This window comes from Leptolyngbya sp. DQ-M1 (genome assembly GCF_039962505.1).
Classification (GTDB): domain Bacteria; phylum Cyanobacteriota; class Cyanobacteriia; order Leptolyngbyales; family Leptolyngbyaceae; genus Leptolyngbya.
Map to the genome: position 1 here is coordinate 792435 of NZ_JAMPLJ010000002.1, position 20966 is coordinate 813400.

Below are 20966 nucleotides of genomic sequence, written 5' to 3' on the forward strand. Positions count from 1 at the left end.
TAGAATACAGGTTGCGTTTTTCTCCGAATGGTTATGCAACTTCAACAGCGCGGACATTTACTCACCGAGCAAGTTAATCCAGCGAGTGCAAATCTCGACCAGCTTTCGTCGATCGAGCTGGTTGATGTGTTTAACCAGGAAGATGCGAAAACGATTAGCGCGATCGCACAGGCACGAGAACCTTTAGCGAAAGCGATTGATTTAACTGCAGAAAAGTTACGTCAAGGCGGACGGTTGTTTTATGTCGGTGCAGGAACAAGCGGTCGTTTAGGCGTGTTGGATGCGGCAGAGTGTCCGCCTACTTTTTGTACATCTCCGGAAATGGTGCAAGGAATTATTGCGGGTGGCGCGGATGCTTTGGTGAGAAGTTCAGAAGGGCTAGAAGACTTGGCGGATCAAGGAGCGGCGGCGATCGTGGAGCGGCAGGTGAGTACGATCGATGTTGTGGTGGGTATTGCCGCAGGTGGGACGACTCCTTATGTTCATGGAGCTTTAGCAGAAGCAAGAAAACGCGGAGCAACCACAATTTTTATGGCTTGTGTGCCTCAAGAACAAGTTCAGATTGAGGTGGATGTTGATATTCGCTTGTTAGTCGGGGCAGAAGTGTTAGCAGGTTCTACGCGGCTAAAAGCGGGAACCGTGACCAAACTCGCATTAAATATTCTTTCAACTGGAACAATGGTGCGATTGGGTAAGGTTTACGGCAATCGCATGATTGATGTGGCGGTGACGAATACTAAACTGCACGATCGCGCCTTACGAATTCTCTGTGACCTCGCCGATTTAGATCGAGAACAAGCCGCAGCATTACTCGAAAAGAGCGATCGCTCTGTGAAGACTGCTTTGATGATGCACTGGACAGGACTTTCAAAAGCAGAGTGCGATCGCTTATTGGCTGAGCATCAAGGAAATCTAAGAGCGGCGCTAAATCAGCCTAATTGACACCCTGTAGTTTGTACTGCACCTAAGATTCGCCAGACTGCAAACACAACGATCGTGCCTGCAATTGCCACTCCACTGCGATAGAGCGTCAGCCAGAAGCCGATCGGCTTTTCATTGACAAGTTTCAAATAGCCCCAAGCTAGTGCAGACATAAAGATGCTAATCACACCTGCCCGAATTGAGCCATAACAGTCTGAGGTTGTAATCAGAAATCCACAGGAACCTAGAAATAGACACACTAAACTGACTAATGCTGCAAATGATCGAGTCATACGCCTGATAAATGTGCGATCGCACCTAGATAATCAGCGAACAATTTAGCATTGAGTGTTCCAATTGTTACAGGGTGTGATCACCATCTTTTTAGGGATCGATTACATCAGCGATCAAGCCACCATCCTCACATTTTCTTTGAGGCGATCGCTTATACCGTTGCGCTGCGGTTGTCGCTGCAAAATTTCCGCCGAGATACGATTAAGCCGACGCAAAGAAGCTCGATCGTGGTTGCTGGCGTGGTCGGGGCGCTAATTGGTGCAAAAGTGCTGGTGATGTTGCAGCACATTGATCTTTGGTGGCAGCAAAGAGGACTCTTTTAGCTGATGTTGCTAGTGATGGTTGCATTGATTAACTTTGGTTGCTATCTGTTTCTGATTACTCAGTTTCGATAGTCAGCATTTACCGCTTCCTTGCAATCTGATAGGCAGAAAGGTTGAAAAGCTGAATCTTGCCCTCGAATTGCTGGTCGATCGCACTCCGCAACCCCGAAAACAATGCTTCTCGCGTCGGTGCATCCAAAGCGATGTACGGCGAATAGCTGCTTAGAAGCTCCAAATAACGATCGACCTCATAAACCCGATCACAGGTGATCGTTTCCGTTACTGGAGCCTCAAATAGTCCTGAATCACCGATTAGCTTTCCAAGCCCTTGCAAAATCTCCTCTTGAGTGTCCTTGCCCTCATACTGGGGAGCGATCGACGGTGCGATCTGCTGATAAACCTCATCCAGTACCTGATGCACTTCACGGCTCGGCTCAAGTGACATATTCCATAGCAACACTAAAGCACCATTGTTTTGTAATGCTTCAGAGGCTTTCACATATTTGATATCAGATGCAATCCAGTGCCAAGCATTTGCCGCGAGTACAATCTGATACTTTCCAGACTCAACCTGCCACTCTTCAAAGGTCTGAGGAATAATGTTCACCTGCGGATAAGCGGCACAGTTCTGCTGAGCTAATCGGCAGAACTCCAAATTCGGCTCCACCGCATCGATCGCATATCCCAACCGAGCAAAATCTACTGTCGCCACGCCCGATCCGCAACCGACTTCCAGAATTCTCGATTCAGGCGACAACTGAGCAACCTCAACCACTCGTTGAATCAACGCTTCTGGATAGCGGGGTCGTGCTCGATCGTAGGCTTCCACAACCGGAGAATACCAAACCTTCCGCTGCTCCAGATCTTTCGTCGAATACTCGTTGAGAACTTCTACCCAGTTTGACATGATATTTAAGCAGAATGCTCCTCTTCGAGTCGGCGCTGATGCAGTTCGGGAAGCTGCCACCAAGCCAAATCCGGGCGCTCATGATGCTCTAAGTGATAGCCAAAATGGTAGCAGCTAAGAAACGACCAGAGCGGCGACCAGCTCGTACTCTGTGAACGGCTTTCATTCTGATATCCGCCTACCGGCTCACGATGCGGCAAGAAGGTTCCAAAAAAGAACAGTTGAACCGAACTCAAAATTGATGGAATCGCCCAAAACAGAGTTAGATTTGCTTCAGGAATGTGAAATAAGCGATGTGCAATGTGGAAAATTGCAACCAGTCCAAAGATGCGCGTCCAGCTCCAGTACCGCACCATGAAATAGGAATACCAGGCAAAGAAATTTTTGTGTTGACCGTCATGGAAATCAGGATCAGACTCAGAAGCAGGATGGGCATGGTGTTGCCAATGCGTCCGAATCATTTCTTTCAATGAAAACAACGCATAAACGCGGAGTGCAACTGAGCCAATAAAGTCATTCAGTTTACGATCGCTAGGAGAAACAGCGCCGTGCATCGCATCGTGAGCCGTAATGAATAATCCGGTATACAAAAATGTCTGTAGCGCGATCGCTGCAATCTTTACAAACAGCGGCATCGAGTTGACATCGGTAGTGAGCAAAATTGTCAGGCTCGCAGCCCACACACCAATAACCGAGAGCGCAACGAAGACACCACGATCGATGTCGATTCCAGAATCATGTGTAGACCGAATCGGGGCGGAACGAAAAGAAACCACGGGATAACTCCACAAACATTCAGAATGAGCGGCAAATTTCCACAGGTGCTGCTTCAACACAAACGCTTTGCAAATATTAACATTCCTAGGCGGTGTTGTAGAACTTGATCAGACAAAGACCGAGCTTTTAACAAGAAACTTTCTAAATAAGTTTTTGTTTTACCATGCAGAAACAGCAATGAAATTGCATTACATGACAGCTTAGAAACTTAACGACACAATGCTATCTCTCTGAGGGGCGAATCTCTACTCTGCCTTGAAACTTAAGCCTTTTCGCGTATCTCTAAATATTAACTAAATCTGCTTATTTCGCCGATTAACTATCAAAATCTAACGCAGGTTAGACGAATTTGATAGGATTCAAACCACACTAAAAGTACGCTTTATCTCAATGATTGTTATGGCTTCTACAGTAATTATCACAGGCGCATCTCAAGGAATTGGGAAAGCCACTGCCCTCCGCTTCGCTCAAGGTGGCTACAACCTTGTATTAGCATCCCGTAACGTCGATCGCCTCAACGCCGCTGCTCAAGAATTAAAATTAATCGCGCCCAGGGTTACGGCAATTCCAACCGATACCCGCGATGCAGACCAAGTAAAAACACTGATCGATCGAGCTATCTCTGAATACGGATCGATCGATGTGTTAGTGAATAATGCAGGCGTTTATATCTCAGGGCCTGCCGATAGTTTTACGCTCGAAGATTGGCATACGGCAATCGATACAAATCTGTGGGGATACATTCACACCATTCACGCCTTGTTACCGCATTTCCTCTCAAAAGGAAGCGGCACGATCGTCAACGTTTCATCTTCAGGGGGTAAAGTTCCTATCCCTTACCTTGTGCCTTACTCGGCCTCTAAGTTTGCTGTAACCGGACTCACTCAAAGCTTACAATCTGAACTTTCCCCCAAAGGGATTACCGTCTGTGGCATCTATCCGAATTTGATCAAGAGCGACTTCATGGAGCGGGCAATTTTTCGCGGCAAGGATGAAGAAGACGTGATCGCTCGTCGCAAGCAACTAGAGCAAGTTCTCAGCGTCCCAGTCGTCGAGAAACCAGACGATGTAGCGAAAGCAATTCTAGACGCTGTAAAACATAAAAAGACTGAAGTGATTGTTGGGTCTGCGGGAGCCTCAGTGTTCTCAAATCGACTGTTTCCAGACCTCTTACAGTGGGTGATGCGGCGGACGTTCAAAAACAGCGACAAAGATTATTAGGCTGTAACCCCAGATTCGAGCGGTCTCCAGTCTGTTAATTGTGAGACCGTTTCAAGCAGTTCTGTCAGTTGGTAAGGTTTGGTAATAAAGGTGTGAAAGCCCGCACTGACCGCCTTATTTTGCGCCTCAATCGCAACCCAAGCCGAAACCGCGATCGCAGGAATCTGACCGCCTTGCTCTGGAGGTAGGGTGCGGATCTGGCGAATTAGCTCGTAGCCATCGATATGAGGCATTGCCAAATCTGCAATCAAGATGTCAGGCTGCGATCGTAGTTTCTGCATGGCTTGATCTGCACAGAAAGCGGAAGTCACATCAACCCCGTGCATTTCAAGCAGTGTGGTTAACAGAATTACAGAGTCCAAGTCATCGTCAACAATCAGAGCGCGAAGTGGCGGGCTAGAAAGTAAATCATTCATGGGGTCTTACCGCGTATCCCTACTATAGATACTTAATTCTGAGCGGGAAATAAAGAAAATCTTAAGATATCTTATGCTTTCGTGATGTTTTGTACGATAAGCAAAAGTGCTTACTCAGACTTTATGAAAAATAGCAAGGTGGAAAAGCGGACAAGCAGTGCCATTAACCTCATCAGGCGCTTGGTATTCGAGCTAGTTTAACTCAAATCCTCCTCATGGGTCTCTATCGAGCAAGATTTAGCTTAGGTCATTCTAGCGCTCACTCAAGGTTACACAGTACACAGTTTAAGAGAATTCCTCTGTAATACAGACGTGATTCTTACGTCATCACCATTGCAACGTTGGCGTTTCTGCTGAGCATTCGCGGGCTATTCGCCTTTCAAGTGAACCTCTTTCTATGGACATACCGCAGTAGAGAAGAACTCAATTCCCCCGGTAGAGATAGTATTTGGGCGCGATCGATACAAATAATAGAAGGATTAACCCCAACCGTGCGCCTCACTCCTGTCACCATGTCGCCCTCAGAAAAGCCTCTCCTCCGTACCGAAATCGTTCAACCTCCTGCGGATCGTGCAACCGCAGACTCACAAATTGTGCAGGATGCCTCGCTCCTGCTCGTACCGATTTGTTTCGTTGCGATTTGGGCAGGCGTTGTGTGTATTATTGCCGACACCTGGAAACTCAGCCGCAAAGAAGTCAAAACCAATCGCCAGCTTGCCCAGTATCCGTGTAAGAAGTGCCAATTCTTTAATAACAATCCCTACATGAAATGTGCAGTTAATCCGCATAGCGCGATGACCCCTGCGGCAAAGGATTGTTTAGATTTTCGATCGCGCCATTCTAAGCCAGCCCAGCCCTATCATCGCTAAAACTTCTCTGTTCATTGTCAAAATTTAGAAGACTTTGCCCATACTGATCCTTGAAGCAAAGATGAAGTCTTATTGCTCTCATGGAACAATATAAATAAGGTGGTTAGTATGGGTTTTCAGACGGTTGCTCCAAGCCCGGACGCAGAACTGTTCAGTCGAGTCACGTCTTGGGTGCGGCGATCGCAACACTTGTCTGGAATTCTTGAAGCAACCGTAACTGAAATTGGTCAGTTTCTCAATTGCGATCGCGTCAAGATTTACCAGTTTCAAGCCGATGAAACCGGGCGGGTCGTTGCGGAGTGGATTCGAGAGCAGCGCTTACCGTCACTGCTCGGATTAACCTTTCCCGCAGATGATGTTCCACCCCACGCTAGGGAACTATTTGTCAAAGCGCGAGCGCGATCAATGGTGAATTTAGCCGAGCGCCAGATCGGACAGAGTGGAATCGATCCGGCAGCACCAGAGGAAATTCGCTATCGTCCGCTTGATCCTTGCCACGCGGAATATCTCACGGCAATGGGCGTTCAATCGTCTCTAGTGATTCCGATCTTGCAGGAGACAGTGCTGTGGGGATTGCTAGTCATCCATCACGTCGAGCCGCAGACGATCGCCGAAGAGCAAATTGAAGCGCTACAACTGGTGGTCGATTTGCTCACTGTTGCGATCGCGCAATCGACGCTGACCGAGAAAGCCCGCGCTAAGGCAGCCCGTGAGGCAATGCTGAATCAAATTAGTGGATTACTGCACTCGCTATCTACGATCGAACTCCAAGCTGCATTAGAGAGTACGGTTGCTGCGTTTAATGGTTCCGGGGGGCGGTTGTGGGTCTACGCCGAATCTTTGGCAGCGATTCCGCCTCGCAATCCGCAGCTTCCGAGTAATTGTGTCCGGCTATTTCAGGCAGGGAGCCAGCCAACAATGCCTGAAAATGCGCCCTTTGCACTGCTTGAAGAATATAGTGCCTGGAAAGATCGATTTCAGCATGAGCAAGCGCCCATTTGGGAGATCGTAGACCTCTATAAAGAATCAAGTTTACGGAACCTCCAGCCTGCATTCCGATTCACCAATATTCGCGGCTTATTGGTCATTCCGCTCTGGTATCGACGGCAATTGTTAGGATATCTCACTATATTTCGCGACGAGATCGAAACGGAAATTCTCTGGGCAGGAAGAGTCGATCCCGATCATCGACAACTCTACCCGCGTCAGTCGTTTGAGGTCTGGCGCGAATCTTATCGAGGAAAAATTGAGCCTTGGACGGCGACGGATTTAGAATTTGCGGGTGCGATCGCGCAGCAATTTGCAACCGCGATTCAACAATACGAGACGCATCAAAAATTGCAGGCGCTCAATGCCAGCTTGGAACTACAGGTGCAAGAACGGACTGCCCGGCTGGAGCAAGCAACCGAGCAGCAGCGCATTTTATTTAATGTCGTCACGAATATGCGGAAGTCGCTCCAGGTTGAGACGATTTTTGCAACCGTCACTCAAGAACTGCGAGGATCGCTCAGCGTCGATCGAGTTTGCATCTATCAGTTCGACTGCAGCAGCGAGTACAACTGGGGAAAAGTCATTGCCGAGGATGTCGGGACAGAGTTTCCAGCGATTCTAGGTTTGGATGTGGAAGACCGTTGCTTCGACGAGATGTATCCGCGCAATCGACAGGGGCGCGTTAGCTCGATTTCCGATGTGAATCAGGTTGAATTTCAGCCTTGTTATCGGGCCTTACTCGATCAATTTGAGATCAAAGCCAACATTGTTGCACCGCTTTTACGAGGCAATTTGCTGTGGGGCTTACTTTGCGTGCATCAATGCGATTTTCCGCGTCAGTGGACAGCTGCCGAGATTCGGTTTGTGAGTCAGGTTGCAGTGCAATTAAGCATTGGGATTGAACAAGCGGAGTTGTTGATTCAAACGCGCCAGCAGGCAAAGCAACTAAAGGACGCGCTTTCTACTTTGAAACAAACTCAGAGCCAATTAATTCAGACTGAGAAAATGTCCAGTTTAGGTCAATTGGTGGCGGGTGTTGCTCATGAAATTAACAATCCGGTTAACTTTATTCACGGGAATCTCAGCCATCTCAGCATCTATACGAACAACCTCCTGAGTATGATTGATGCGTATCAGGCATACTATCCTAATCCTGGAGCGGAGCTTTTAGACCAAGCCAGCGAGATTGATTTGGAGTTTTTGCGCGAAGACTTACCTAAGATCATTGCTTCAATGCAAGTTGGAACTGAGCGAATTCGCCAGATTGTCCTATCGCTGCGGAACTTCTCTCGGCTTGATGAAGCGGAAATGAAGGCAGTGGATATTCATGAGGGAATTGATAATACGCTAATGATCTTGCAGCATCGGCTCAAATCAGACAGCGCCTCTCGCGGGATTAAGGTGATCAAAAACTATGAAGCTTTGCCTTTAATTGAATGCTATGCCGGACAACTCAATCAGGTATTTATGAATATTCTGAGTAATGCGATCGATGCGCTCGAAGAATCGGATCAAGAAGTGCCAACACTTTGGATTACGACAAAGCGAGTTGAGGGCGATCGCGCTTTGATTTCTGTTCGGGATAGCGGCAAGGGGATGGGAGCGGAGACCCAAGCTCAAATCTTTGATCCCTTCTTTACAACAAAACCGATCGGGAGAGGAACGGGGATGGGGTTGGCAATCAGCTATGAGATTGTGGTGCAAAAACACAGAGGTTTGCTAGAGTGCCGCTCTCAATTGAATCAAGGTACCGAGTTTTGCATTGAGATTCCGATTTGCCAGAAATAAGCAAGAGCGATCGAGTTTACGATCGCTCTTGAATTTGCACTAGCCCGTTGTCCGACGAACGTGATCCAAAATTCGCTGTTTACGCTCTAGAGAGCTTGCAGGCAAAGGTTTGCTAAAGTCGTTGGTACTGCGGGATAGGTGTTCCATGATGCGCTTTTTGCGATCGTCCATCTGTGCCATGTTGTTACTCAAAGATTGCGAACGATCTTCATTCTGCCGCAATTATTCAGGGTTTTGATATTGTGGGTTTAATGGAATCGCTCTCTGACAGAGATGCCGTAAAGCCTTTGAGAGCACGCTCAATCGTTGATTGAAAGCACTTCGGCAAGACGAATCAAAGTCGATTCGTCTTGCTCAAAATTCAACTATTTCGTTCAGCTATTTCGACAGTTCGATCGATCGTTTAACCAATCCTTCTGCCGTGATGCCGTTAACTGCCATCAGTTCCCCAGCCGTTGCAGTCGTTTCACCCCGCTTCCAGGCAAACGTATCGCGCTTCGCGGTACTCCGGAGCATAATCGGCTCTAGCATTCCGCTTGCACCTCCTGTCACCCCGATCAGTGCGTCGCCACCGAACAAGGTTTCAAACGTTGCATCGTCGATAAATCCGCCATCTGGATCTGAGCAAATCTCCCAAGCGACATCACTGGCACGATACAGCCGTCGCGGATTCACCACTGACACAATTCGCACTCCAAACCCTTGCGATTCCAAAGTCGAAGCGGCAGCAAACACAGGGTTAAGCGTCATATCCCCGATCACCGCAAACACGATCGTTTTCGATCCCGTAGATTCATGCAGCACGATCGCACCCTGCTCGATCGCTTGTCGAGTCTGCTCAAACGTTGTCCGAATCGGTAACGGTGACTTACTTGCGGTAATCACAATTCCTTTATTTTTCGTCGTCAGCGCCCATTCGTAACAGGCTTGAATGCTGTTCGCATCGGGTGGGAACAACGGAAATACGTTGCCGTTTCGCATCATTGCAGCAAAATACGCTTCGATTTCGGGGCGTTGGTGTGTCCAGCCATTGCGACCTTGCTCTAATGCGCCAGCCGTAAATAAGGTAATGGTCGAAGGTGTAGAACGGCGTAATTCTGCCATCGCTTGCGTCACCGTTTGCCAAATCGGTAAACCATTGATCGCAAACGATTCATAAGAACACCACAGCGATCGACTTCCCATGAGTGCCAATCCTGCTGCCAGTCCCGCACAAGCATCTTCACTCAGCGGCTCATACACTTGACCATTCGGCGCTTGATGGTAGAGCGAATCTTCAGTCGGGTGAATAATCTTCAGCGCTTGGTTAATATTGGCGATTCCCGAAGCTTCGTTTCCGTCTGCATTGGTGACGAGAAAAGCACGATCGACCTGGCCCACATGCCCCACCAATCGACCCATTGCCGTGGTTGAAACCTTAGCATCACCCCCAACCGCATATTCTTCAAGCGGCAACTGTCCTAAGTCTGGTAGAGTGCGCTCAAATTCAGTCACGACCGTTTTACTTGCCGATCCGCCGCCGGCTCGTTCACAGTTCGATCGCACCAGTTCCCAAGCTTCTGGAGTTAGAGCACGGGCTTTCAGTGCAGCGATAATGTCTTCGTTCTCCAAAGTATGCTGTGCGTAAAGGTTGTGAGACTTCGACCCTTTAGCGTGAACCCCTGCGCCTTTAAGCTGCTTGATGATGAACACCGTTAACTGACCGCCGAGCGCTAGTGTTGCGGCTTTGTCGGCAGCAGTCAGAACGGCGTTCGCGAACTTGATGCGCTGTTCCAGCGAGAAAACGGTGCTATCAACGTAATCGCTGGGTTGATTGCGATCGTCAAAATCCTTCGCATCCACCAAGATCACATTCTCAAATCCGTTGCCCTTCCAGTATTCGATCATTTGCTCGTTGGTTTTGAGCGAGACCATGCTGTGATGCTCTTGCGAATAGCCGTTCCACACCAGCACCGGAAGGAAATTCGTCACGCCTGGAAATGCCGTATTGAAGTGCGCCATCGAACTCATGATGTACGGCTCACCCAAGCCTCCGTCGCCCACCGTGAACGGGAAAAGTTTATCGCGGTGTAACAGCGCGGCTGACATTGCGAAGTGTTGTCCCTGACCGAGCGGCCCTGCGGGCGCAAGAATGCCTGGAATAAAACCGGACAAGTGACCGAGCAAACCATGTTTTTCGCGGAAGCGATCGCGCAGTTGCTGAACGGTTTCGATGCCCATATCTTCGAGGGAGCGATCGAGGAACATAGCGCTATAAAAGCCCGGTGCGTGGTGTCCGACTTCGGTAATGATATTTTTGTGACCGAGCATCACGAATGCAGCATAGGCTTCGGCTTGGCTTGCAAACCCGCCCGGATGACCCGACGCTTTACTTGCAGTCATTTGCAGAATCAAGTAGCGCAGCGCGTCCGCAGCCAGAAGCGTTTGATAGCCTGCGGTCGGATCGGTTGGATCAGAAATAGCGGTTTGTCCGATTGCGATCGCAGACGTTTTGCCATACGTCTCAAACCCTGGCACTGTATCGCTAAAGTATTGAATGCCTTCGGTAAAGGCGGGTTTGGTAGACGTTGGATTGGGAGTCACTGCGGTCATGCTTCACCTGCTACATCTGTAAATAGGGTCTAGACACTCTATGGTACACAGGCAATGGACGCTTGAGAATAAAGTGCAGTCGTCGGTATACCATAGATTTTTATTGATGCTGATTTCGCGAAGGATAGAAAACGAAGCAGCGCTCTATGCGAAAGGTGCGATCGCATCAAAAGAAAATGCTACGCTCTCAACGGTAAAGGAGCGCGAATGTCATGTCTCAAATCTCAATTTTCCTAAAAGATCTTTTCCGATTTATGCGGGCCTATTTTATCTATTTATTGCCGTCTGTATTCATTATTTATCTAGTTTTGGAGTCCTATCAAATCGATTTTCGTCCTTATTACATTGCAGGAAAATCGGTTCTCTACGGTTTAGATCCATATATCAATCATGTGACAAAACATCCTGAGTTCTTCGTTCCTGTGAATGCAGGAGAAGCACCTATGTCGGGATTTATTTACTTACCGATCGCCGCTTTATTTTTCACACCGCTTGCCCTATTTTCTTATTCAACGGCAAAGATCATCTACAGTTCGTTTATCTTAATTCTATTGTGGCTTCTTTTATTTGAGTTAGTTCGTCGAAGCAATTTCAAAATTAAAGGAGAAGCACTACTATTTGCGATGACTTCTTTTCCTGTTCTTGCTGCATTTGAGCGAGGACAAATTGATATTCTTGTTTGCTATCTCACAATTTTAGGTTTCTTTTTACATCAGCAACATCGCCAGAGATTTCTAGCGGGGGCACTATTTGGATTAGCTTTTTGTATTAAGCTATTTCCTGCGATCGCCATTCTCTACTTCATTGCAAAACGCCAGGTTAGACTCGTTCTCTACTCATTTGCTTCGATCGTAGTTCTACTGCTTGCACCCCTACCTATCCTGGGAAACTCTATCTATACAAGCTATCTCAAACGGATGTTGCCCGGAGTATTTGGAGGAATTACAAGCGAAGTACCGATCACAGTACATGGACAAGCGGTGATTAATCGTGTTGTGATGTCAGTCGATAGCACTGGATTACGAGTTACGCATGATTTTGTGCATGGATTTATGAATCCATTTTTGCGAGGAAAGCCGATCGCATCTTTAACCGTTGGATTCATTGCCTTTTTAATTTTGATGTATTACCTAAGACGCGAATCGGCTGAACATCAGTTCTTTTCGATCGTTAATTGTATTCATCTGTTCAATCCGCAAACCTGGATTATGGGAATTGTTTGGTTTATTCCGCTGTTTGTCCACTTATTTGGAAAAGCGAATCATTTAGGAAAGTTTGTTTTAATTCTGCCGCTGTTTATGCCTCCATTTCTAAACAGCAGCGGAATGCTAGCATACGCCGTCACGCTACTCTTTGCAATTCCGCAAATGCGAGAAAAACTCCTTGCAAAAGATGACTATTATCAGTTGAATCAAGCCTAACGTGGCTGTTTCTCGGCTTGATAGATATAAAACTTGCCCATCAAGCCAACCGTTTCTAACTGAAAAGCAGGTAAATCCAGAAAAATCGGCAAATCTGGAATGATTGATCGCGTTGATAGTGTTGTGCTGTAGAGACTAAACAATCCGTAATTCTGGCGAGCAGTGCTTTGCAGAATCAGTCGTTTCACCTGTGCCTGATTCTCTTGCACAAATCGAGGACACTGACTACGAATAAATTGCGGTGCTTCTTTACATCCTTGAGTTTTAACCTGCTCTAGCGCAAATTCGCCGAAAGCTGCTTCATCAGGATTGGTCAGAACCATGAGTCCTGCAAATCCAACCACACCTAACCCCAACACACCTAGGACAATTTGAGAAGTTTTCATCACACACCACTTCGACTGTCGATCCAAGTTCTTTCGACGTTGTATCACGTTTACAAGTTCTCTGAATTTTTCATCAATCTTCGTTTCTTGTGCTATACTAAGTATCGCAATGGCGAGCGTAGCCAAGTGGTTAAGGCAGAGGATTGTGGTTCCTCCACTCGGGGGTTCGAGTCCCCTCGTTCGCCCTAGTTCTAGAGATTCCCGGTTTAGCGATGGACTAAATCGGGACTAGAACTAAGACCAAAAAAGAATATCTTGGAATCGGGTTAATCATCATCCTTATTGGGTTGTGACAAAAATCAGAATATCTGTGACAGAAATTTTGTCACAATTGTCACGGCTAGAGGGCTTGCTGGATAAGGGTTTCAGAAAGCCGTGACAAAGTCCATTTTCATTCTGTCAAAGCTAGAAGCATTGCTGCACACAGGTTTCAGCTACTTTGTGACAAAAATTGCGATTTTTTTGCTCAAAATTTCCGAGTTTTTTATCTGGAGTTGGTACAGGCTGTATCCCTAATAAAAAACTAATCTTTTATAGAAAATGTTGTCTTTTTTGTCACAGGTAAGCCCAAACCTTTGTAGGGTAAGAGTTTGGGGTATGACAAAAGTGTGATAAAACGAGACAGTATTTTTGTCACAGCTCCTAAAATGCCCACGGCGCAAGAGTTGTAGCTGTGACAAAAATTTGTCACAGCTATTCAATCTCTCCAATGACGATCGACGCTTGGCTTATTCTTCTGCTGATGCTTGGGTTAGTGGCTTGGGGGATTCTCTCGGAGCGGCGGGATTTGGGGAAGTGATCAATTGAAGGCGCGATCGCAAGTTCAATTCTTCACAACCTTTGCTGGAACAATTCTGTAGGACTAGAACATTGCAGGCTTCGGTTTGCTAAGGGTGTTTGTGTTAAATGCTGGGAAGCTAAAACAATTACGAATCACCTTGGACTCTACGCTGCCCTCTTTTTCTCATGAAGCAAACCTTACACTTCGTATCAAAAAGAACATTTTATTTGAATTTAGTATAAATTTAAACAGATCTTAAGATTCCTAGTTCCTCCTTGGGAACGTTGACAGCACGCTGTCACGGTGCTAAAGGCTCTTGCTGGTCGAATCTTGGTTCAATCCTTGGTAATTCCGGCCTTGATTGATCTAACTCATCAGCAGATTAGTCCCCCTACTCTGTTGGCTTTGACAACTTTGCTTGACTAACCCTCATGATCTACCTCCACTCAGGAATAGCTCGTCGAATAAAGCCAGGACGGCTAGTTGTGTTCCCCCTAAAACTCTTAGGAGGTTAGAATGACTTCGGTTAGTTCTCACTTTCAAAACAGTGAGCAAGATTCAAGCCAATCTTGCTCGAAGCTAGCAGCAATATCCCAGCGGTGTCTTGCTGAGTGCCAGAAAATTAATCAAGCCCTACAGCAGGAATTAAGCGCTTGTGAGCGATCGAAGACAGCATTAGAGCAGTTACTTCAGGCAATCGTTGAGCTAACCCCCTTACCAATTGCTCTGGCCTGTACAGAGAATCATCAAATTCTGCTGAAAAATGAACTCGTGCAGCCTTTATTCGGCATTCCAGATAGCGAGATTTTTGACAGGATCGAACCTGAGTATTACGCCAATCCTGCTAACCATGCTCAAATCCTGAACAAACTGCAAGACAAGGAACGGTTGATTCGCTATGAGCTTCAGCTAAAAACAGCACAGGGGGAGCTTCGAGATACGTTAGTCTCCGCTCAGACCGTTGAGTATGAGGAGCAACCGGCAATCCTCTGGATCTGGACGGACCTAACGGAGCAGAGACAGCCCAGTGAGGCACCCCTAGCACAGAAAAAGCCAGAAACGGGGCTGCAACAGAGCGAAACTCAGTTCCGAGTAATTGCGGAGGCCGCTCCCATTTCCCTCACTGTTAGCCGTGTGACGGATGGACAGCTCCTGTATGCAAATCAACAGGCTGGGCAAACCTTTGGACTTCCTTGCAACCAGTTTGTCGGACGTACAGTCCTCGGTTTTTACAACAATGCCCTTGACCATCAAGCAATAGTTCAGCGACTTCTGCAAGAGGAATATATTTCTTACTATGAAGTGCAAGCTAGAAAAGCGGACAATACCCCCTTTTGGGCTGCTGGTTCTCTTCGACTCCTGACCTGGAATGATGAACCTGCGATTTTCAGTGCTTTTTATGACATTACAGAACGTAAACAAGCCGAAATTGCTCTCCAGGCACAGGCGCACCAGCAGGCTACAGTGGCTCAATTGGGGCAACTAGCACTTGAATCGAGCAATCTCGCTCAGCTACTGGACGAAGCGGTCACTTTGATTGCTCAAGTTCTTGGAGTCACGCTGTGTGGAATTTGGCAACAGCTTTCCAATAACAGTACATTGTTGCTGCAAGCTGGCGTTGGCTGGCAAGAGGGACTCATTGGGTCTACCCTCGTTGGCACCCAGTCCAATTCCCACTTGGGGTATGCACTTCTTACACAGCAGCCTGTGCTAATCAAGGACTTTCGGACTGACACCCGATTTAGTGGTTCGCCCCTATTACATAATCACCCAGTTGTGAGCGGTGTAAGCCTTTCCATTTCTGGTCAGTCCCAGCCATTCGGTGTTTTAGGTTGCTTTACAGATAAGCTTCGCACCTTCACACCAGACGATCTTCACTTTTTACAGGCGATCACCAACATCCTGTCTAATTTCATTTCGCGCCAGCAGTCAGAAGAACGATTGCATTTGATGGAGCGGGCGATTAACGCTAGCAGTAACGGAATTGTGATCACTGATGCCAATCAACCCAATAATCCAATCATTTATGTCAATCCAGCCTTTGAAGCAATTACTGGATACAAGGCAGCTGAAGTAATCGGTCAAAATTGTCGCTTTCTTCAAAGGGGCAATTTTGACCAACCTGCACTAGCCGTATTACGCTCTGCTATCAAGGCACAGGAAGAATGCCACGTGACTTTGCGAAATCACCACAAAGATGGCACGCTCTTCTGGAATGAACTGTATGTTGCACCAGTGTTTGATGCTGCGGGATGCCTGACTCACTTTGTGGGAGTACAAACTGATATCACTGAGCGCAAAGCAGCAGAAGAATTGCTGCGGCAACAGGAGGAACAGTATCGCCGCATCGTAGAGACGGCAACCGAGGGAATTTGGATGCTGGATGCAGACAGCAATACCAGTTTTGTGAATCAACAGACCGCGACCATGCTAGGCTACAGCCCCGATGAGATGCAAGGGAAGCCTTTGTTTGCCTTTATGGATGAGGAGGGCAAGACGCTTGCCAATCTTTACTTAGAACGTCGCCGTCAGGGTGTTTGTGAAATGCACGATTTCAAGTTCCGCCGCAAAGATGGAGCAGACTTGTGGGCCATCCTTTCCACGGCTCCCTTATTTAATGAGCAAGGGAACTACATTGGTGCCTTAGGGATGCTTACCGATGTAACCGATCGAAGACGAGCCGAGATGGCTCTGCGGGAAAGTGAGCAACGACTGAATAACATTCTTGGCTCACTCGAAGATGTGGTCTGGTCCGTTTCAGCCGCAACCAGGGAAACGCTTTATCTCAATCCTGCGGCGGAGAGGATTTACGGTCGGTCAATCGCAGAATTTTTTGACAACTCGAAACTATGGCTGGAGGTAGTTCACCCAGAGGATCAAAAGCGGGTTCGGATTACTGATAAAGCTTTGCTGAAGCAGAAAGGGTATGAATTGGAGTATCGAATTCTTCGACCTGATGGTAATGTGCGTTGGCTGCATGAGCGGTGCCACGTCGTTTATGATGGAGCTCGTAAACCCATCCGGATTGATGGCATTTCCACTGATATTACAGAGCGTAAGCAGCTGGAAGCCCAATTAGTGCATGAGGCTTACCACGATGCTCTGACTGGTCTGCCTAATCGGGTGCTGTTTATGGATCGGCTGAAGCAGGCGATCGCCCGCACGAAACGTCGCTCCAACCATCGATTTGCGGTGCTCTTTGTCGATCTCGATCGCTTTAAGGTGATCAATGACAGTCTGGGGCATTTAGTGGGCGATCAATTATTGATAGAGATTGCCAAACGCCTTGCAAGCTGTCTGGGTTCCGAGCAGACGATCGCTCGTTTAGGGGGAGATGAGTTTACGATTCTACTGGAGGAGATCAAGGACGAGAAAGATGCCACTCTGGTCGCTGAACATCTGCATCAGGCATTAAAATTACCGTTCAACTTGAATGGGTATGAGGTCCTTACCACGGCAAGTATTGGGATTGCATTGAGTGGGATAGGCTATACTCAGCCTGAGAACATGTTGCGTGATGCGGATACTGCCCTTTATCACGCGAAAGGAAAAGGCAAAGCTTGTTGGGCAGTATTTAATGCAGCGATGCACAGTCAGGCGATGTCGCTGTTGCAGCTAGAGATGCCCTTGCGTCGGGCAATTGAACGACAGGAACTTCAGGTCTACTATCAACCCCTTGTCTCACTCACTACTGGTCGGATTACTGGATTTGAAGCTCTCGTGCGCTGGCTGCACCCGGAGCAAGGATTAATTTCTCCGGCTCAATTTATCCCAGTCGCAGAAGAAACCGGACTGATTGTGCCGATTGGGCAATGGGTATTGTATGAGTCTTGCCGCCAGCTTCAACGATGGCAAACCCAATTACTCACAACTGCTGGATTGACCATGAGCGTTAACCTTTCAAGTAAGCAATTCGCTCAGCCCAACTTAGTGGAACAAATTAACCAAGTTTTGCAAGAGACTGGGCTAGATCCAGGCAATTTGAAGTTGGAGATTACTGAGAGCGGTATTATGGATAATGATGGATCTATGGCTCTTCTGCAACAGCTTCAGGCACTTGGGGTGCAATTGTGCATTGATGATTTTGGTACAGGCTATTCTTCACTCAGCCGGTTACGCCAGTTGCCGATCCAAACGTTAAAGATTGATCGCTCCTTTGTTAGCGCGATGCAGGAATCAACAGCTGATGCAGAGGTTGTCCAGGCTATTATCACTCTCGCTCACAATCTGGGAATGACTGTAATTGCAGAAGGAGTTGAAACGGCAGACCAATTAGCTCAGCTAGTCCGATTACATTGTGAACAAGGGCAGGGTTATTTCTTCGCAAAGCCCCTGAATTGCCAGGCAGCAGAAGCAATGCTGATTGCTGGTTCGCAGATGTAAAGGAAGCTTCTCCACCAATATCGCTGTTGGTGTTCTGTATTCTATTACATTCTGAATAGGAGAAGTCGCGGTTGAGATCAAGCGTTTTGATCCCAGCGTTGGCAGTTGGCGTTCCTTTAACGATCGTGTTCACCGGATTAATCTGCTACTCCTATCATCCGGTGCGCGCCTTTACTAACCGATAGGAATTGGTGCGCTCGATTCTCCCCGCATGGAACAAGAGCAATTCTCTACGGCTCCGAGTGCGATTAGCTACGTCCCACCAAGGACAGAGCAGCATAACGCTCCCGTCCACCCGCCACAGATAACCTCGAACTCAACATCAGTGGTTCGTCCGCTGCCGTGAAGTGTTAGCCCTCATTCACAGACTTAGGACTACTTGGCGCTATCTCTGGCGGGATTTTTCTTTTGGATTTCCCAGGGTCAATCCTGAAAAGTTTTGTGTTCGTGACTTAATTGTGAAGCTTTAGCGTCCGGACGCTGTAGCAGGAACAAGGGAAGGCGAAGGACTCACCCTATCTCCGGGACTCTCCATATTCCTTAGGCATAATCCTTCAGGTTCCCTAGGGGGAACCTCTAAAGCAAGGCGGGAGAAAGACTGATGAAAGGCAAGATCAAAATCGTTTTGGCTGTGTTGGCACTTCCCGCAATTTGGGCACTTGGAGCCAAGACGGGTAAAGGCAAGCTGTTTCGATGGTGGCTAGTGCTGAGTCTGTATTATTCTCCTGTAACGATCCTTAAAGAGATTGCAAGAGACCCTCGCGACAGCAACAACACGACAATGATCTCGCAACCTGTGGATCGAGGGCAGCTTTTTGCCGACAGTTTTCAAGGACAGATTAAAGCATGGTCGGCAGAAGGACTCCGCACAGAATACGCTTCGGAGGTTTTCTCTGCCTGGACTAATCAGTTATTGAATCACAGTGAAACCTTTAACGCTGCTTTTAACAATGCTTGTGCTGAGCTACAGGAATTCCAAGGAGACGCAAATAAAGCAGGATCTTTAGCTCACAGCGTTAATGGATACACAAGAACCCTCGATCAGTACGTTGTGTATAACCAGATCAAGTTTGACGCTGCAAAGCAATCGGGCTGTACACCCTAGTACCTCGCTAACCTCTCAGGTCTTCCATAGGGATCGTCCTTAAGGGTTGACGCACTTGAAACACGCTAGCAAATTTCTCCCATGATGATCGAGGCTTAGCTTGTCCTTCTGCTGATGCTTGCGCTCGTATCTTGGGGAATTCTGTTGGAGCGGCGTGATTTGGGGGAGTGATCAATTGAAGGGCGCGATCGCACTTCTTGAGGATTGCTCATACCTAAAATGAGAGAGATTCTTGTGGGTACGCAGCAATGGCGAAACAGACACGCCCTCGACTATCAAGAGACACAAAAAATCTAGCGCTGCTAATTGCAATGGCTGTCCGCAAGCCTGTAGAGAGTTCAATTGGGACGACTGGACAGACAACACGAAGCCAGAACTAGATGCGGTTAAGGATTGGTTAGAGCGCTTTGAAGTCGATTATTTTCAACGCAGGAAGCGTACACCCAAAAGCGAAACGACGTGGAAGACTGACTATAAACAGCCCTTTGGACAATTACCAGTCGATGAACCGTTAACGGCGGAATTGTTGCGATCGTTCATCCTTAAAACAGAGCCAGACACCCGCAATCGGCAACGGCGGTGCATGGCTTATGGACAGTTAGCCAAGCTTGCCGGGTTGGAACTGGATGCAACCGCATTGCGGGGGGACTATTCCGCTAAACGATTGAACCCACGCGACCTCCCAAGCGATAAAGAGATCTCAGAGTGGCGCGATCGCATCAATAAGGAGAATGAGTCTTGGGGATATGCTTTCGGGTTGATGGCTTGCTATGGTTTGCGAAATCATGAGCTATTCCATATCGACCTACAAAAGTTGCGAGATAGTCCAGTGCTAACGCTGCTGGAGGATGAAAACGGCGGAAAGACGGGCGGTAGGCGTGTTTGGGCGCTCTATCCCGAATGGTATGACCAATGGCATTTGTGGGACGTAAAGCTACTGCCACAGGTAACAGGCAAGACCAATGCAGCATTAGGAAACCGTGTGACGACTGCGTTTGCTCGATACGGTTTCCATAAGCCTTACAACCTGCGTCATGCTTGGGCGGTAAGATCGATCGACTTCTTGCCCATTGAACTTGCAGCCACTCAGATGGGACATTCGCTAAAGGTTCACTCGGAAATTTATCACCATTGGATTTCTGACGAGACACACCAACGGGCTTATGATGCCGCAATAAATAGATCAGATCGACCCTTGCCGCCTTGACGGACTAAATTTGGACTAAATAACAGCAATGGTCTGGAGTGTTTACCGATAGTTTGGTACATTCGCTCAGTTAAAAAAGCTTGATTTTATAAGGGTTTTAACCTGTATCGCCTTGGTACAGGCTTTTTCCGTTTTGGATTGTGGTTCCTCCACTCGGGGTTCGAGTCCCCTCGTTCGCCCTGGTTCTAACGATTGGCTTGAACTTGTGAGCCAAATCTGATCGAGACGAGAACAAACTGAATAACAAAAACGGCAGCATTGATTCCGTATTTGCAGCTTTTAATGGTTATTTCACCTATAAAAGCTGTAAATGCTGAGATTGATGCCGCCGTTTTTGTTGTGTGTGAGAAGCTGATTTATTTAACTAGAATGCTTATACTGCAGTTCTCACACACACCAGAATGTCTAGCAGACGATCTCCCGCTCTCCGTAACAGTTGCAAGCACTGATAAAGTTTGCGCGAAGGTTCACGCAAGCCGAACTCATCATTTGATTTTGCGTCACTATAAGTTATAGTCACATTCCCAAACGTGAGGGCAGAGACATGGCACTAGGAATCAGGTGCAGCACAGGGTTAACGGTTAT

Annotated in this window: 16 protein-coding genes and 1 tRNA gene; 10 read left to right on the top strand and 7 right to left on the bottom strand. The window is 47.5% G+C overall.

The features are described from left to right. The first annotated feature begins 33 nt into the window (after positions 1-33). Positions 34-942, top strand: a complete 909-nt coding sequence (gene murQ / locus NC981_RS09645; protein ID WP_348242625.1) for an N-acetylmuramic acid 6-phosphate etherase — start codon at positions 34-36, stop codon at positions 940-942. Here the strand turns inward: murQ and NC981_RS09650 are convergent. Beyond that, entirely contained in the window at positions 930-1214 is a 285-nt protein-coding gene (locus NC981_RS09650; protein WP_348242626.1) for a hypothetical protein, read from the bottom strand. The genes murQ and NC981_RS09650 overlap by 13 nt on opposite strands. A gap of 51 nt (positions 1215-1265) precedes the next feature. Here NC981_RS09650 and NC981_RS09655 point away from each other — a divergent pair, with 51 nt between their 5' ends. Next, the gene (locus NC981_RS09655) at positions 1266-1538 is read left to right on the top strand and encodes a hypothetical protein (RefSeq protein WP_348242627.1); all 273 of its coding nucleotides are present in this window, start codon (positions 1266-1268) and stop codon (positions 1536-1538) included. Positions 1539-1617: 79 nt separating this feature from the next. Here NC981_RS09655 and NC981_RS09660 read toward each other — a convergent pair whose 3' ends face one another. Next, positions 1618-2445, bottom strand: coding sequence for a class I SAM-dependent methyltransferase (locus NC981_RS09660; RefSeq protein WP_348242628.1), 828 nt, complete (start codon positions 2443-2445; stop codon positions 1618-1620). A 5-nt stretch (positions 2446-2450) separates the two neighbouring features. After that, positions 2451-3221 (bottom strand): beta-carotene ketolase CrtW, encoded by a 771-nt coding sequence (gene crtW / locus NC981_RS09665; protein ID WP_348242629.1) that lies wholly within the window; start codon positions 3219-3221, stop codon positions 2451-2453. Between the two features lie 400 nt (positions 3222-3621). Here crtW and NC981_RS09670 point away from each other — a divergent pair, with 400 nt between their 5' ends. Beyond that, positions 3622-4443 (top strand): SDR family oxidoreductase, encoded by an 822-nt coding sequence (locus NC981_RS09670; RefSeq protein WP_348242630.1) that lies wholly within the window; start codon positions 3622-3624, stop codon positions 4441-4443. Here the strand turns inward: NC981_RS09670 and NC981_RS09675 are convergent. Continuing rightward, the gene (locus tag NC981_RS09675; protein WP_348242631.1) at positions 4440-4859 is read right to left on the bottom strand and encodes a response regulator; all 420 of its coding nucleotides are present in this window, start codon (positions 4857-4859) and stop codon (positions 4440-4442) included. The genes NC981_RS09670 and NC981_RS09675 overlap by 4 nt on opposite strands. A gap of 341 nt (positions 4860-5200) precedes the next feature. Here NC981_RS09675 and NC981_RS09680 point away from each other — a divergent pair, with 341 nt between their 5' ends. Both NC981_RS09680 and NC981_RS09685 read left to right on the top strand, forming a co-directional pair. After that, a complete protein-coding gene (locus NC981_RS09680; RefSeq protein WP_348242632.1) occupies positions 5201-5728 on the top strand; it encodes a hypothetical protein in 528 nt (175 codons plus the stop codon). A gap of 108 nt (positions 5729-5836) precedes the next feature. Further along, positions 5837-8506 carry a GAF domain-containing protein gene (locus NC981_RS09685; RefSeq protein WP_348242633.1) on the top strand — a complete coding sequence of 890 codons (2670 nt, stop codon included), beginning with the start codon at positions 5837-5839 and terminating at the stop codon, positions 8504-8506. 39 nt (positions 8507-8545) lie between these two features. On the opposite strand, the gene NC981_RS09690 is transcribed toward NC981_RS09685, so the two are convergent. Both NC981_RS09690 and NC981_RS09695 read right to left on the bottom strand, forming a co-directional pair. Continuing rightward, positions 8546-8686 (bottom strand): hypothetical protein, encoded by a 141-nt coding sequence (locus NC981_RS09690; protein ID WP_190375760.1) that lies wholly within the window; start codon positions 8684-8686, stop codon positions 8546-8548. 198 nt (positions 8687-8884) lie between these two features. Continuing rightward, the gene (locus NC981_RS09695; protein ID WP_348242634.1) at positions 8885-11098 is read right to left on the bottom strand and encodes a phosphoketolase; all 2214 of its coding nucleotides are present in this window, start codon (positions 11096-11098) and stop codon (positions 8885-8887) included. Between the two features lie 212 nt (positions 11099-11310). Here NC981_RS09695 and NC981_RS09700 point away from each other — a divergent pair, with 212 nt between their 5' ends. After that, entirely contained in the window at positions 11311-12519 is a 1209-nt protein-coding gene (locus NC981_RS09700) for a glycosyltransferase family 87 protein (protein WP_348242635.1), read from the top strand. Here the strand turns inward: NC981_RS09700 and NC981_RS09705 are convergent. Then, a complete protein-coding gene (locus NC981_RS09705) occupies positions 12516-12905 on the bottom strand; it encodes a DUF4359 domain-containing protein (protein ID WP_348242636.1) in 390 nt (129 codons plus the stop codon). The two genes, NC981_RS09700 and NC981_RS09705, sit on opposite strands and share 4 nt — an antisense overlap. Before the next feature lie 112 nt (positions 12906-13017). On the opposite strand from NC981_RS09705, the gene NC981_RS09710 reads away from it, so the two are divergent. From NC981_RS09710 to NC981_RS09725, 4 genes are all read left to right on the top strand, one after another. Further along, positions 13018-13090, top strand: a tRNA-His gene (locus NC981_RS09710). Positions 13091-14202: 1112 nt separating this feature from the next. Continuing rightward, the gene (locus NC981_RS09715) at positions 14203-18069 is read left to right on the top strand and encodes a PAS domain S-box protein (RefSeq protein ID WP_348242637.1); all 3867 of its coding nucleotides are present in this window, start codon (positions 14203-14205) and stop codon (positions 18067-18069) included. A gap of 601 nt (positions 18070-18670) precedes the next feature. Then, positions 18671-19174, top strand: coding sequence for a hypothetical protein (locus NC981_RS09720; protein ID WP_348242638.1), 504 nt, complete (start codon positions 18671-18673; stop codon positions 19172-19174). A 232-nt stretch (positions 19175-19406) separates the two neighbouring features. Further along, complete coding sequence (locus NC981_RS09725; RefSeq protein WP_348242639.1) at positions 19407-20381, top strand: site-specific integrase; 975 nt, start codon at positions 19407-19409, stop codon at positions 20379-20381. Positions 20382-20966: the final 585 nt, after the last annotated feature.